At 66.5% G+C, this 14272-nt stretch carries 12 protein-coding genes; 10 read left to right on the top strand and 2 right to left on the bottom strand.

Annotated elements, in window-relative coordinates; genetic code table 11:
• The first annotated feature begins 2 nt into the window (after positions 1-2).
• From JOF55_RS22775 to JOF55_RS22735, 9 genes are all read left to right on the top strand, one after another.
• Positions 3-710 (top strand): sirohydrochlorin chelatase, encoded by a 708-nt coding sequence (locus JOF55_RS22775; RefSeq protein WP_310278155.1) that lies wholly within the window; start codon positions 3-5, stop codon positions 708-710.
• A gap of 123 nt (positions 711-833) precedes the next feature.
• Positions 834-1265 (top strand): hypothetical protein, encoded by a 432-nt coding sequence (locus JOF55_RS22770; protein ID WP_310278152.1) that lies wholly within the window; start codon positions 834-836, stop codon positions 1263-1265.
• A gap of 81 nt (positions 1266-1346) precedes the next feature.
• Positions 1347-2981 (top strand): hypothetical protein, encoded by a 1635-nt coding sequence (locus tag JOF55_RS22765; RefSeq protein ID WP_310278150.1) that lies wholly within the window; start codon positions 1347-1349, stop codon positions 2979-2981.
• A gap of 628 nt (positions 2982-3609) precedes the next feature.
• On the top strand, positions 3610-6429 hold the full coding sequence (locus JOF55_RS22760; RefSeq protein WP_310278147.1) for an aconitate hydratase: 2820 nt from the start codon (positions 3610-3612) through the stop codon (positions 6427-6429).
• A gap of 560 nt (positions 6430-6989) precedes the next feature.
• Complete coding sequence (locus tag JOF55_RS22755) at positions 6990-7958, top strand: tripartite tricarboxylate transporter substrate binding protein (RefSeq protein ID WP_310278144.1); 969 nt, start codon at positions 6990-6992, stop codon at positions 7956-7958.
• Positions 7959-7963: 5 nt separating this feature from the next.
• A complete protein-coding gene (locus JOF55_RS22750) occupies positions 7964-8419 on the top strand; it encodes a tripartite tricarboxylate transporter TctB family protein (RefSeq protein WP_310278141.1) in 456 nt (151 codons plus the stop codon).
• Complete coding sequence (locus JOF55_RS22745; protein ID WP_310278137.1) at positions 8416-9930, top strand: tripartite tricarboxylate transporter permease; 1515 nt, start codon at positions 8416-8418, stop codon at positions 9928-9930. The genes JOF55_RS22750 and JOF55_RS22745 overlap by 4 nt, the downstream gene beginning before the upstream one ends.
• A 276-nt stretch (positions 9931-10206) precedes the next feature.
• A complete protein-coding gene (locus tag JOF55_RS22740; RefSeq protein ID WP_310278134.1) occupies positions 10207-10428 on the top strand; it encodes an HC3 family zinc finger protein in 222 nt (73 codons plus the stop codon).
• Positions 10429-10433: 5 nt separating this feature from the next.
• The gene (locus tag JOF55_RS22735) at positions 10434-10679 is read left to right on the top strand and encodes a hypothetical protein (RefSeq protein WP_374727591.1); all 246 of its coding nucleotides are present in this window, start codon (positions 10434-10436) and stop codon (positions 10677-10679) included.
• 149 nt (positions 10680-10828) lie between these two features.
• On the opposite strand, the gene JOF55_RS22730 is transcribed toward JOF55_RS22735, so the two are convergent.
• Positions 10829-11857, bottom strand: coding sequence for a cytochrome d ubiquinol oxidase subunit II (locus JOF55_RS22730; protein ID WP_310278129.1), 1029 nt, complete (start codon positions 11855-11857; stop codon positions 10829-10831).
• A gap of 7 nt (positions 11858-11864) precedes the next feature.
• A complete protein-coding gene (locus tag JOF55_RS22725) occupies positions 11865-13235 on the bottom strand; it encodes a cytochrome ubiquinol oxidase subunit I (protein WP_310278127.1) in 1371 nt (456 codons plus the stop codon).
• 203 nt (positions 13236-13438) lie between these two features.
• Between JOF55_RS22725 and JOF55_RS22720 the strand changes: the two genes are divergently transcribed.
• The gene (locus JOF55_RS22720) at positions 13439-14269 is read left to right on the top strand and encodes an SDR family oxidoreductase (RefSeq protein WP_310278124.1); all 831 of its coding nucleotides are present in this window, start codon (positions 13439-13441) and stop codon (positions 14267-14269) included.
• Positions 14270-14272 lie beyond the last annotated feature (3 nt).

Below are 14272 nucleotides of genomic sequence, written 5' to 3'. Positions count from 1 at the left end.
AGATGGCCCAATCCCCGAGCCTGCTTCTGGTGGCGCACGGGACACGGGAGGCCGCAGGTCCTGCGGTGATCGAGCGGATCGCCGCGGCCGTGCAGCGCCGGATCGGCGTGGACGTGCGAGTGGCCTATGTCGACGTGATCGGCCCGACGGTGGCCGAGGCGCTGGCCGCGATCCGGGGTCCTGCCGTGGTGGTTCCCGCGTTCCTGGCGGCCGGCTACCACGTCCGACACGATCTGCCAGCACAGATCCGCAACAGCCGCCGCGGTGACGAGGTCGTCGTCACCGCGGCGCTGGGTCCCTCGCCCGGGCTGGCGCTGGCCATGGGTCGGCGCCTGCACGCTGCCGGGTGGCGGCGTGGCGACCGGGTCGTCTTCGCCGCCGCCGGGTCCTCGGACCCGCACGCCCTGACCGAGGTGGCCACCGCCGCCGACCTGCTCGGCAGGATGCTGTCCCCGACAGGTCCCGCGCTGACCCCCACTTACATCACGACGGCTTCTCCCTCGACTTCCGAACTCCTGGCACAACCGGGCCCCACCGATCGGCCGACGCTGATCGTCCCCTACCTGCTGGCGCCGGGGCGGTTTCACCAGTGGCTGCAGGAACTCGGAACCGATGCCGTGGCCGAGCCGATCGGCGCGCATCCGCACGTGGTGGAGCTGATCGTCCAGCGTTACCGCAGCGCGATTCGTGGGTACACCTGTGCTGTGTGAGGCAACGTGGCGAGCACGCAAGCACACACTCCCTTCGGGGAAGGGCACATGCGAGCGCCGCATTCTCTGTTTATCGTGTCGTAATCTACGAGGATTCCGGGAAGCGTGCGAGAGGAGTGGGAGATGACCACGGCAGCCGGTTCGAGTCGAACCAAGCAGCAACAGTCTCGCCGGACCAGTCGGTCCACCAAGCAACCGGAGCAGCAATCGCAGCAGTCGAGCACACAGCGCTCCAGCGGCACGCAGCAGTCGAGCACACAGCGCTCCGGCGGCACGCGACAGCGGAACGGCCACGGCCACAGCACCACGGTCGAACTCCCGTTCGTCACCGCGCGGTTCCACGTGCCCGATATTCAGTTTCCCACCAGCAGTCAGGACTTCACCTCGGCCGCGGAATCGGTACGCGCCCAACTACCTTCTCGTGAGCACTCGATGTTCTACGGCGGTCTCGCTCTCGGAACCGCATTCGCGTTCATCGAATGGCCCGTGGCATTGGCGATCGGGGTGGGGCACGCACTGCTGAACCGGCACCAGCACCCCGAATCCCCACGGTGACACCGGCCGTGCCACCGACGTGAAATCCCTCGCGACAATCGCGAGCCAATCCTGCCGCCTGCGGATGTGAAAGGAACGCCGATGGCGCTTGGCCGGCTGGTCTCCACAGCTTCGGAGATCGCAAGCCCGGTGCTGGACACAGTACGTACTCTGACCGACTCTTCTTCGGACAGGCGCAGCTGGACCGGTGACGGCCGGGTCCATCTCGAAGTCCGGGGAATGCATCACCCGGGCACGGTCGAGGCCGCGCGTGCCCTGGAAGAGCGGCTCACCGAGATGGAGCACGTGCGTAGTGCCGAAGTCAACGCCGCACTCGGTCGAGTGGTGATCTCCCACGGCACCGAGCCCGTCGCCCGCAGCGCCCTGATCGACGTAGTCACCGAAATCGAACGGGAGTACGGCCTGGAAGGTTCCGGCGATGCGCCCGCCAGTGCCCACCATCCCGGCAACACCGCTCCCGTCCTGCGGGAAACAGGAGCGCTCGCGGCGAGCTTGGCCGGGCTCGGATACGCGGCGATCACCTCGCTGCTGCCGATCCGCACCCTGCCCGCACTGCTGCCTGCGACCCTGTCGCTGACGGATGCCGTGCCGTGGATGCGCTCGGCAGTGGAATCCCGGTTCGGCCGCCCCGGCACCGACACGGCCCTCACGCTCGGCACCACGGTTGTCCAAACCGCCGCTCGTCAGCCGATGTCTCTGTTCATCGGCACCTGTCAGCGATTCTGCACCTCACGAGAGGTACTCGCCAGGAATCGGGCATGGCGCAGGTGGGAGCGCACCACGGGAAACCGGCCCGGCATCCACCGCGCCGGACCCCTCGAGAATCCGTCTCGCCCCTGTCCGCTGCCCGACGGACCGATCGAACGCGTGGCCAACACATCGGGCTCGCTCGCTCTCGCCGGCTACGGCACCGTGCTGGCGACCACCGGTTCCTCCCAGCGTGCCCTGGCCATGCTGCTCGCGGGAATGCCCCGCCCCGGCAAAGCGGGACGCGAGGCCTTCGCAGCGCAGTTGACCGGCACGATATCCGCACGCGGCGACTTGATCTTCAACCCCGATACGCTGCGCCGCCTGGACCGGGTGGACACGGTGGTACTCGATGCGCCCGCGCTGCTGACCGGACAGCAGGTGGTGGATACCGTGACCACCGAACTCGATCCGCTTGCCGAGTCCCTCGTCGAAGCCGCCCGCTCGGTGGGGTCGGTACTGGTTGCGGGCCGTGGCAGCCGTCTCGACCAGCGGTTGCCCCTTGACGGCGCCGTGCCGGGAGGCAATCACCTCCGCAACTCGGTGAGCCGCCTGCAAGCCGACGGCCACGTCGTGGCCGTCGTGTCGGCCCGTGGGCATTCCGCGCTGGCCGCCGCGGACATCGGGATCGGAGTGCCCGCCGAATCCGGAGCCATGCCGTGGGGTGCTCACGTCCTGTGCGCGAATACGGCCCATGTGCACACCGTGCTTGCTGCGGCCGACAAGGCCCGCACCAGCAGTAAGCACAGCGCCACGCTGTCGGCGGCGGCAGCGTGCCTCGGTGTCCTGCTCAGCTCACTCGGTCCGGCATCCGGCGCTACCTTCCGGGCCGCCACGCCCGTCCACGTGGCAACGCTGCTTGCACTGATGCTCGGCACGTGGTCGGGCATGCAGGCCGCCAACGGGTCCGCTTCCGCAGGCGGGGGCGCCTCGGCCGAGATCGAGACAAGCCGTGATGCGCGACCGTGAGGCAGGACTCGCAGCGGCACCGTGGCGGATATCACGGCCGCTGCGCCGGGTTTTCGGGATCGTTCACCTGCTGGTTACCTCCACCGAACCCCCTGCTCACCCATGGCGACCATGCTGGTCCACGGTAATCAGCCACAGCATTGGATGCGAACGGATCACCATGCCTGCTTTCTTCACCACCGTATTGACCGGTGTGGTCGCCGCCGTGGTCGAGGCACTGCTCGTACGCCTGGCCAAGACCGCACTGGCCCGCGTGGACGTGAGCGGCCTCGCCTGAGGCGAACCTCTGCCTGCCGGGGTCGTCCAGCCGTAGCGGGCCCCGGCATTTTTTCGAGCCACTGTCGCGGGTGGCATCGCGATCGCCGCCTCATGGCGCGCATGACGTCGAACGCCGGCGGGCATCACGCGAAGGTCCAGCATCAACAACGCCGCACTGTGCACGACGAAAAAAGTGCATGGTTACACGCACGGCGATGGCTAGGTTCTTCTTCACCGACCCTGCCTTGAGGGCAAATACAGGACAAGCGTACTGTTTGTACTGAGACCTGGGCCCCGCGCACGCTCGGCCGACGTGCGCGAGACTCCCTGTCGTTCCCGAACTTGCGCCCGTCGCGAGATGGAGTTGAACGTGACTGCACCTGCGAGCAAGGACAGCTTCGGCGCCCGCGACACGCTGAAGGTCGGTGACGCCTCCTATGAGGTGTTCCGGCTCAACGCGGTCGACGGCGCGCAGCGCCTGCCCTACAGCCTCAAAATTCTGCTGGAGAACCTGTTGCGCACCGAGGATGGTGCCAACATCACCGCCGAGCACGTGCGTGCCCTGGCCAACTGGGATCCCAACGCCGAACCGTCCACCGAGATCCAGTTCACCCCCGGGCGGGTCATCATGCAGGACTTCACCGGAGTCCCGTGCGTGGTCGACCTCGCCACCATGCGCGAGGCGGTGACCGAACTCGGCGGTGATGCCTCGGCTGTCAACCCGCTGGCTCCCGCGGAACTGGTCATCGACCACTCGGTGGTCATCGACGTGTTCGGCAAATCGGATGCCTTCGAGCGCAACGTCGAGTTCGAGTACGGACGCAACAAGGAGCGTTACCAGTTCCTGCGCTGGGGCCAGGATGCCTTCGACGAGTTCAAGGTCGTCCCGCCCGGCACCGGCATCGTGCACCAGGTCAACATCGAACACCTGGCCCGCAGTGTCATGTCCCGCAACGGGCAGGCCTACCCGGACACCTGCGTGGGCACCGACTCGCACACCACCATGGTCAACGGTCTGGGCGTGCTCGGCTGGGGCGTCGGCGGCATCGAGGCCGAGGCCGCGATGCTGGGCCAGCCGGTGTCGATGCTCATCCCGCGCGTGGTCGGCTTCAAGCTCACCGGAGAGATCCCCCCCGGGGCCACCGCCACCGATGTGGTGCTCACGATCACCGAGATGCTGCGCGAGCACGGCGCCGTCGGCAAGTTCGTCGAGTTCTACGGCTCCGGTGTGGCTTCGGTCCCGCTGGCCAACCGCGCCACCATCGGCAACATGAGCCCCGAGTTCGGCTCCACCTGCGCGATCTTCCCGATCGACGAGGAGAGCCTGCGTTACCTCAAGCTCACCGGGCGCCCACAGGAGCAGCTCGACCTCGTCGAGTCCTACGCCAAGGAGCAGGGCCTGTGGCACGACCCGAACCACGAGCCCGAGTACTCCGAGTACCTCGAGCTCGATCTGTCCACAGTGGTGCCGTCGATCGCCGGGCCGAAGCGTCCGCAGGACCGCATCGCCGTCTCGGTCGCCAAGTCCTCCTTCCGGGAGTCGCTGGCCGACTACGTGCCCACCCAGCGTCCGAACGAGGCCGATGACGCCGCACTGGACGAAGCCGGCCAGGAATCCTTCCCGGCCAGCGACGCGCCCTCGGTGACCCACCACGGCGTGGCCGACATGCCGGAACCGGCCTCGGCGGCCAATGGCGCCTCCGGTCGCCCGTCCAAGCCGGTCACGGTCGACTCCGAGGAGCGCGGTCGGTTCGAACTCGACCACGGTGCCGTGGTGATCGCCTCGATCACCTCCTGCACCAACACCTCGAACCCGTCGGTGATGCTCGGTGCCGCGCTGCTGGCCCGCAACGCCGTGGACAAGGGCCTGACCACCAAGCCGTGGGTGAAGACCTCGATGGCCCCCGGTTCCCAGGTCGTCACCGACTACTACGAGAAGGCCGGGCTGTGGCCCTACCTGGAGAAGCTGGGCTACCACCTGGTCGGCTACGGCTGCACCACCTGCATCGGCAACTCCGGGCCGCTGCCGGAGGATATCTCCTCCGCGGTCCAGGACAACGACCTGTCGGTGGTGTCGGTACTGTCCGGCAACCGCAACTTCGAGGGCCGGATCAACCCCGACGTCAAGATGAACTACCTGGCTTCGCCGCCGCTGGTGATCGCCTACGCGCTGGCCGGGTCGATGGACTTCGACTTCGAGTCCGACCCGCTGGGCCACGACACCGAGGGCAAGCCGGTCTACCTGCGCGACATCTGGCCGAGCCCGCAGGAGGTCCAGAGCACCATCGATTCCGCGATCACCCAGGAGATGTTCACCACCGACTACGCCGATGTGTTCGCCGGTGATGAGCGGTGGCGTTCGCTGCCCACCCCGCAAGGCGAGACCTTCGAGTGGGATCCGCAGTCCACCTATGTGCGTAAGCCCCCGTACTTCGAGGGTATGGGTGCCGAGCCCGCACCGGTGACCGACATTTCGGGTGCGCGCGTGCTCGCGCTGCTCGGCGACTCGGTGACCACCGACCACATCTCGCCTGCCGGTGCGATCAAGCCGGACTCCCCCGCGGGCAAGTACCTGCAGGACAACGGCATCGAGCGCAAGGACTTCAACTCCTACGGTTCCCGGCGCGGCAACCACGAGGTGATGATCCGGGGCACGTTCGCCAACATCCGGCTGCGCAACCTGCTGCTCGATGACGTGCAGGGCGGCTACACCCGTGACTTCACCCAGGAAGGCGGGCCGCAGTCGTTCATCTACGACGCCGCGCAGAACTACGCCGCCGAGAACACTCCGCTGGTCGTGCTCGCCGGGAAGGAGTACGGCTCCGGCTCCTCGCGTGACTGGGCGGCCAAGGGTACGGCCCTGCTGGGCGTGCAGGCGGTCATCGCCGAGTCCTTCGAGCGTATCCACCGCTCGAACCTCATCGGCATGGGCGTGGTGCCGCTGCAGTTCCCGGCAGGCTCCACGGCGAAGTCGCTGGGCTTGGACGGCACCGAGAGCTACGACATCTCCGGCATCACGCGACTCAACGAGGGCGAGACACCGGAGACCGTCAGGGTCACGGCACGCAAGGACGATGGGTCCTCGGTGGAGTTCGACGCCGACGTGCGCATCGACACCCCGGGCGAGGCGGACTACTACCGCAACGGCGGCATCCTGCAGTACGTCCTGCGTAACATGATCAGCGCCTGAGCTGCTTCAGCGAGAATCAACGGGGGCCGCCACGCCGAGAGCGTGGCGGCCCCCGTTGTCGTTCGCCCCGGCGGGGTCCGGTGCACTCCGCGACCGCGGCACCGTCCGACCCTTCCGCGCTCTTCTCCGACCGGCATGTGCGCACGGTGAACATTCGTGCTCTCCAAGCACGAGAGCGCCTCCAGCATGTGCCACAGCTCGGAGGTCCACCGGCGAGCACCGGCGCACACTGATCGCATCGCCAAGGGACCGGCAAGGCTATGTGCTGGGCAGCGAGCGCTCTCGCCGGAGGCGTTGACATGCTATTTGCGCGGCTTTACTCTTCCCTAACCGCATTCGTAACAAAAGTTCGCACAACGAACATATTGTCGGTGTAGTCGGCGAGAGATATCCGCGATACGTCGGCAGAACCATGTCCGCCTCTCCGCCGTCGCAAGACACACCGTGCATCGCACAACCCGAAGGTCGGCGACGCACTTCTTTCGGAATCGACACTGACCCAAGAAAGGCAGCACACCATGCCACCTCACACCGCTCGTGGGAGGAGAATGCGCCGGTCGATGGCCACCGCAGCGGCACTCACCGCGCTCATGCTGGGCACTTCGGCCTGTTCCGGCCTCGGCGAGGAAGGGCCCTTCCCCTCCGACTCGATCAACATCGTGGTGCCCTATTCGCCGGGCGGAAGCGCGGACCAGACCGCACGTCTGCTCGCCAAGGAGGCCCAGAAGACCTGCGGCACCGACGTGGTCGTGCGCAACCGCGAGGGCAGTGCGGGCGCGGTGGGTTTCCAGGCCACGGCCAACGCCAAACCCGATGGTTACACGGTCGGAGTCGCCGCGATCGAGCTCGCCATTCTCGAGCATCTCGGCACCGCTCAGGTCTCGACCGAAGATGTCCGCGGTGTCATGCAGTACAGCCTTCAGCCGATCGCCTACGGCGTGCCGAAGGACTCTCCGCTGAAGACGATGGACGACGTCATCAAGGCGGCGAAGAACGGTGGCGTCTCCGTGGCCACCAGTGGCACCGGCTCGATCTACCACATCGGTTTCGCCGGGATGGCCCAGAAAGCCGGGGTCAGCAAGGGCATGACCAATGTGCCCTTCGACGGTGCGGCCACCGCGTTGCAGGCCGCGCTCGGTAAGCAGACCGACATGGTCACGGTGGGGGCAGGTGAACTCCGGCCGTACGTCGAATCCGGTCAACTCCGTGCTCTGGCCATCGCGGGCGACCAGCGTCAGCCCGACGTGCTTCCCGGGGTGCCCACCCTCAAGGAGCAGGGAATCAACTGGACCAGCGGCGCGATCCTCGGCCTCGTCGTGCCGAAGGAGACACCGGATGCCCGGGTCCAGAAGCTGAACTCCTGCTTCAACAAGGCACGGCAGTCCGAGGAATTCGTCAACTTCATGAAGACACAAGGGTTCACTCGGAAATACCGCGACGCTGCCGAATTCGACGCCTACATGAAGGAGCAGTACAAGCGGTACGGGAAACTCGTCGACTCCCTCGGCATCGGCGCAGGGAGTAACTGAGCACCATGCGCCAACGTACGGGTGACATGGTCATCGCCGGGCTCCTGTTGGTCCTGGCGGTGACCATGTACGTCATCACACTGGGCTTTCCCGCACCGGGTCAGTCCGCCGATCCGGGGACCGCTGCCTTTCCCCGCCTCATCGCGATCCTGTTGGCCGTACTGTCGGTGATCCTGCTGGTTCGCCCGGCACGCGTCTCGCTGCTGCCACCGAAGCACGAGCTCGCGCGGGTAGCGGGGGTCCTGGTGCTGGCCGTGGCATACGCATGGCTGTTCAAGCCGCTGGGCTTCATCCTGGCCACGGTCCTGTTCATGGTCGGTGCGCTCCTCCTCGCAGGAGTGCGGCGGCCACTACGACTGACTCTGGGAGCCGTCGGAGTGGCCGCTGCCATGTACTTCCTGTTCTCCGTATTGCTCGAGGTCTACCTGCCCGAGGGGATCATCGAGGGGGTGTTGCTGTGAACGCATGGACCCTCGGCCTGGAAGCGGTACTCGATGTCCAGGTCCTGCTGTTCATTATTCTGGGCCTGCTCATCGGCATCGTGGTCGGAGCCCTTCCCGGAATTTCGGCCACGGTCGGCGTTGCCATCCTGCTGCCGTTCACCTTCTCGCTCGATCCCCTCCCCGGAATGATGCTGCTGCTCGGCATCTACGGTGGGGCCGTCTACGCGGGTTCCATCCCGGCGATCCTCATCAGAGCTCCGGGCACCCCCGCCTCGGCGGCCACGGTGCTCGACGGCAATGCGATGGCCAAACAAGGCCGCGCTCGTGAAGCCCTCGGCATCTCGGTGATCGCCTCCGCCGCGGGTGGCATGCTCGGCGTCGCGGCACTTGCCCTGTTCGCCCCGCTGCTCGCCAACTTCGCCCTGTCGTTCGGCCCGGCGGAGTACTTCATGCTGTCCGTACTCGCGCTGACGGTGGTCGCCTCGGTCGCCGAGAACAACATGGTCAAGGGTCTGCTCAGCGGTGTGTTCGGGCTCGGCGTCGCCATGATCGGGCTCGACACGATCCAGGCGTACCCGCGATTTTCGTTCGGCAGTTCCGAGCTGAGCTCCGGCATTCAATTCATTCCGGCGATGATCGGGCTGTTCGCGGTGTCGGAGGCTTTCCTGCAGTTCGAGCGCTTCCGGGAACGCACCGTCGCCGACGCCGCAATGGAGCGCTTCCGTCCGACGGCCACGTGGTTTCGCCGGATCATGCCTGCCAGCCTGCTGAGCTCGCCGATCGGCTTCATCATCGGGGTCATCCCCGGAACCGGCGGGGACATCGCCTCGTTCGTCGCCTACAACGAGTCCAAGCGCTTTTCCCGTGACTCGAGCCGTTTCGGCAAGGGCGATGTCCGGGGCGTCGCCTCCGCCGAAGCCGCCAAGAACGCCGGTACTGCCGGGGCACTGGTGCCCATGCTCACCCTGGGGATTCCGGGGGACGTGACCTCGGCGGTGCTGATCGGTGCCATTACCGTGCACGGCCTGCAACCGGGACCGCAGTTGTTCACGGGCAGCCCCGAGCTCGTCTACGGGATCTTCATCGGGTTCCTCGTCGTCTACATCCTGCTGTTGATTCTCGGCTGGGCAGGCACCGGCCTCTGGTGGCAGGCCATCAAGCGAGTTCCGGCCCACTACCTGTGGCCGACCGTGCTGGTCTTCGGTGTGATCGGGGCGTATGCACTGCGTTCGAGCATCTTCGACGTCTTCGTCATGCTCTTCTTCGCCGTACTCGGTTACTTCATGAGCAAGGGCGGTTATCCCGTGGCTCCGATGATCATCGGTCTGATCCTCGGGCCGATCGCCGAAAGCGGCTTCCGTCGGGCGATGATCGTCAGCGACGGCAGTCTCGGCTGGATGCTCCAGCCGATCCCGCTCACCCTGCTCGTGCTCACCGTCCTGTCCGTCGCCTTCTCGGCACGGCGTGCCCTGCGAGGAAACAACACCCCTGCGGACACGGTTACCCAGGACTCCGGCGAGCAGCGGTGAACCACCGCTGAAGTCGGTGCCCGGATTCCTCGGACTTCCTCCGAGGAATCCGGGCACTGTTTGTCAGCGCCCCGCAGCTCCGAGCGAACTCGGCGCTCGGGCCGGTTCGCACCTCCTCACCCGCGCGCTCCTGTCGCCAAGCTTCCTCCATTAGAGTGATCAATCAGCGCGCGTTACTCGAGAAGCCGCCACATAATGGTGAATTGAGTCACATTCAGCATGGGGTCGTGCATCACAACAGGCCGGTGCTCACGTCCCTCTCTTGGAGGTGTGATCATGACAACCGAACTCAAGCATCACTGGCAGCCGGCCGAGAAGCAACGGCATGCCGTGCCGGGCCGCCTGCCCGCAGGACAGAAGCACGAAGTCGGCGAGCGGATCGTCACGCTGTGCGAACGTTCCGTCGAGGCAGCCCAGCGCACTGAGCTCACCTGGTTGTGGCCCACCTGCGGCGACTGCATGGAAGCTGCCAAGCGCCGGATCGGCGTCCCGGCGTGAGCAGCATGGTGGCCGTGCGTTTCATGTCCGGTGTGGTCGGGGAAACGCGACGTCAGGCCCACCTGGCGCCCACCCCCACGACGGATGCCGCGCACGAGTTCTGGACCACTTTCTGCGGCATGCGCATTCCGGTCGAGGTCGCCGAGGTCTCGCAAGGACCGGCCGGGATGCCGTGTCTGGCGTGCTTGATGAAGTCGGCAGCAGTCGGCGGTTCCGCTGTGGAGGCGGGGGAATCCGAGGAATCACGATGATGAGCGACCGGCACAGCGGTCGCTCATCCGCTCGGCTTCGGACGACGTCCGGCCGGCCGCGGATCGGGGTGACGTCACCGACGGTGATGACCCCGAACTGCACAGCGGCTCCTGCTCGCATCATCACCCGTAAGTAGTATCAGATTCAACTACTGCGGATCGCCGTGCCCGCGACTCTCCTCGCTGTGGCCCCGTTGAAAGCTGGCATACAGCCACCACAACGAGGGAATCAACAGCACGGCCCCGACAGCGAGGGAGACGAGAGTGGCCCCGAGCACGGCCTCGGTGGCAGCAGCCTCATCGATGCGGACACCGGGCAACAGGTAGGGATACTGACCCACAGCCCAGCCCCACAACAGCCCGGTGACGGCCAGCGCTGCGGTGAGGCGTACTGCGAGGTAGGCACGCCACCACAGCAGCAGCAGTGAGACCACCCCGGAGACGACGGAGAGCACGAACAGCGGAAGAGCACGGCCCGACGTCAACGCGGCGTACAGGCCGGGAGCATCGGCACGGAGCACGAGCAGCCCGATCAGGGACAGCACTCCCACGACCAGGCCCGTCCCGAGTGCTCTCCGGCGGAATGTCTCGGCCAGTGCGAGATCGCCCTGACGCTGCGCATCGCGGGTGAGATACACCGCAGCGAGATAGGCGGCCACGCCGACGGCAAGCACCCCGGTGGCCGCGGAGGTCGGATTGACCCAACTGGACACGAGATCTCCCTCGGCAATACCGGCAGGTACCCGACCGGAAACGATCCCGCCTGCGACAGCACCGAGGAAGTACGGCGTGACCAGGGAGGAAAAGGCGAATGTCGCGCCGAACAGTCGTTGCTGCCACACTTCCGTGCTGGCCTTGCGAAAGGCGAATGCCGCGCCGCGGGCGATAATGCCGAGCGCGACCAGGGTCAGTGGGATGTAGAGAGTCGAAGCGACCGCGGCGAACACCGACGGGATTCCCGTCCACATCACGACGATGACGAAGATCAGCCAGACATGGTTGGCCTCCCACACGGGCCCGATGGAGTGCTCGACCAAGGTTCGCTGCTCACGTCCGCGCTCGGTGCCGCCGGCGAACAGATCCCACACACCACCACCGAAATCGGCGCCGCCGAACAGAACGTAGGCGGTCAGCCCCACCCACAGAACCGCCATCGTCACTTCGGCAAGCAGCGACATCGCCCCCTCAGACGACCGGATAGTCCGTGACGTCCCGCTCCTGCGGAGCGGTGGGCACGGGTTTGCTCCGGGCGATCCGGCGCAGCACGTAGACCGTCGCCACGGTGAGTACCACATAGACCGCAGCCACCAGGAGGAAGCCGTAAATGAGCCCCGGAGCAGGATTGACCGCTTCGGCGGTACGCAACAGGCCATAGACGACCCACGGCTGGCGGCCGACTTCGGTCGTCGTCCATCCCGCTTCCAAGGCCACCACCGCCGCGGGCCCGGCCAGCACGGCAGCCCGCAGAAACCACCGCGTCCCGGGAATGTCGCGCCGCCGTTTCCACACCCACAGCATCCACACCCCCAGAGCCAGCAGGGCGAAGCCGGCGGCGACCATGATCTGAAACGCCCAGTGCGTGATGTTCACCGGTGGCCACTCGCTCGGTGGCACCTCGTTGAGCCCGACGATCTCCGCATTGACGTTCCAGTGCGCCAGCAACGACAAGGCGTAGGGGATCTCCAGCGCATAACGAACCTCGCCGTCGACGACGATGCCACCGATGTGCAGTGGCACGCCCCGTTCGGTGGCGAAGACGCCTTCCATGGCGGCGAGCTTGACGGGCTGGTTGCTCGCGACGAAGTGCGCCGCCCAGTCCCCCACACCGATCTGGACGGGAGTGATCACGGCGGCGACGGTGAACGGAATCAGGAAGCCGAGCCGATGATAGCGATCTCGTCGGCCTCGCAGCATCGCGGCGGCGTAGACACTGGCCATGCCGAAACCGGCCACCATGAACGCGGCCAGAATCATGTGCACCGTCTGGGGCGGTGTGGCCGGGTTGAACATGGCCGCCCAGGGGTCGACACCGACCACGCGGCCCTGCTCGAGTTCGAAGCCGGTGGGCTGATTCATCCACGCGTTCGCCGTAACCACGAAGAACGCGCTCGCCACCCCGGCGATGACGATGGGAATGCCCGTCAGCATGTGTTGGCGGGGCGGCAAACGCTCCCATGCATACAGGTAGAGCCCGAGGAAGATCGCCTCGATGAAAAAGGCGATCCCCTCGAGGGTGAAGGGCAGACCGATCACCTGCCCGTATGTCCCCATCAGACCGGGCCACAACAAGCCCATTTCGAAAGACAGGATCGTGCCGGACACGGCACCGACCGCGAACAGCACGCCCATCGCCTTGGCCCACCGCCTGGCCAGCAGCTGACAGGACACGTCCCCGGTGCGGTAGCCCTTCCACTCCGCCAGCAGCGTGATCGCAGGCATACCGACGCCGAAGCACGCGATGATGATGTGCCAGCCCAGCGACAACGCCATCTGCATCCGAGCCGCGAGGAGATTGATCGGACTCGCCGCCACGGCGAGCAGTTCCGATGCCACCATGCACCTCCGTTCTTCCGGCGAGACCGGTCCTCCCCGCACTTCCGGACACTCGGACCTGGGAAGAACGATACGTTCACCGCCGGACCCACGCAGCCGGAACAATGCCCACGTTGGTGCCCGGCTCAGCACATCGGGAACGCTGGGTAGGCTGCGCCCGACAGCCGCACCGACAGCGGGGATTTCCTGCCCGACAAGGAGGCCGCTTGAACCGCCGGATCCTCATCACGGGAGGCGCGTCCGGTCTGGGCCGTGCCATGGCCATCCGATTCGCCGGCGCAGGCTGGCGGGTACTGATCGCCGACCTCGATGAGGCTGCGGGGGAACGTCTCCGCACCGAATTGGGAGACGAGGTCGCGTTCCACCCTCTCGACGTACGCGACGACGCCGGGTGGGCACGGGTGCGTGCGTGGTGCGAGCGCACGTGGAACGGCCTGGACGTGCTGGTGAACAACGCGGGGGTGGCCGCAGCAGGCCGGATGGACCGGGTGAGCATGGCCGACTGGGACTGGATCCTGGATATCAACCTCAAAGGCGTGATCCGGGGATGCCGGGAGTTCGTCCCGGTGTTCCGACGACAAGGTCACGGCCATCTGGTCAACATCGCTTCCATGGCGGGGCTGATGAACCTGCCCGCGATGAGCTCCTACAACGTCTCCAAGGCCGGGGTGATCTCGCTGTCGGAAACACTCCGCCACGAACTCGCACCGTACGGCGTGCACACCACCGTGGTGTGCCCGGCGTTCGTACGGACCGGTCTCGACCGCACCATGCGCGCGGCGGATCCGTCGCTGGCGGCGAGGACCACCGAACTCATGGCCGCGTCGAGGGTCACCCCCGACGATGTGGCCAGGAAGGTGTTCCGGGCCGTGCGCAAGCCCCGTTTCCGGGTACTCACGCACCGGGACAGCAGTCTGGCCTGGCTAGCGAAGCGGTTCGTGCCCGCACTCGTCGACCGGGTGGTGGCACGAGGCTGGCGGCGGACACGAGCCACATTGGAGCGGCCCGCGGTGCCGCAGCGGAGCGAGAACCCCTGATGT

Origin of the sequence: Haloactinomyces albus (assembly GCF_031458135.1) — a bacterium.
GTDB classification, from domain to species: Bacteria; Actinomycetota; Actinomycetes; order Mycobacteriales; family Pseudonocardiaceae; genus Haloactinomyces; species Haloactinomyces albus.
The sequence above is the reverse complement of the archived record's forward strand: the minus strand, read 5'-3'. Positions and strand labels throughout refer to the sequence as shown.

Excerpts from the sequence above, each read along its gene's own strand:
- JOF55_RS22775 (WP_310278155.1), top strand. The coding sequence starts at position 3 with ATGGCCCAATCCCCGAGCCTGCTTCTGGTGGCGCACGGGACACGGGAG.
- JOF55_RS22770 (WP_310278152.1), top strand. The coding sequence starts at position 834 with ATGACCACGGCAGCCGGTTCGAGTCGAACCAAGCAGCAACAGTCTCGC.
- JOF55_RS22765 (WP_310278150.1), top strand. The coding sequence starts at position 1,347 with ATGGCGCTTGGCCGGCTGGTCTCCACAGCTTCGGAGATCGCAAGCCCG.
- JOF55_RS22755 (WP_310278144.1), top strand. The coding sequence starts at position 6,990 with ATGGCCACCGCAGCGGCACTCACCGCGCTCATGCTGGGCACTTCGGCC.
- JOF55_RS22750 (WP_310278141.1), top strand. The coding sequence starts at position 7,964 with ATGCGCCAACGTACGGGTGACATGGTCATCGCCGGGCTCCTGTTGGTC.
- JOF55_RS22740 (WP_310278134.1), top strand. The coding sequence starts at position 10,207 with ATGACAACCGAACTCAAGCATCACTGGCAGCCGGCCGAGAAGCAACGG.
- JOF55_RS22735 (WP_374727591.1), top strand. The coding sequence starts at position 10,434 with ATGGTGGCCGTGCGTTTCATGTCCGGTGTGGTCGGGGAAACGCGACGT.
- JOF55_RS22730 (WP_310278129.1), bottom strand. The coding sequence starts at position 11,857 with ATGTCGCTGCTTGCCGAAGTGACGATGGCGGTTCTGTGGGTGGGGCTG.
- JOF55_RS22725 (WP_310278127.1), bottom strand. The coding sequence starts at position 13,235 with ATGGTGGCATCGGAACTGCTCGCCGTGGCGGCGAGTCCGATCAATCTC.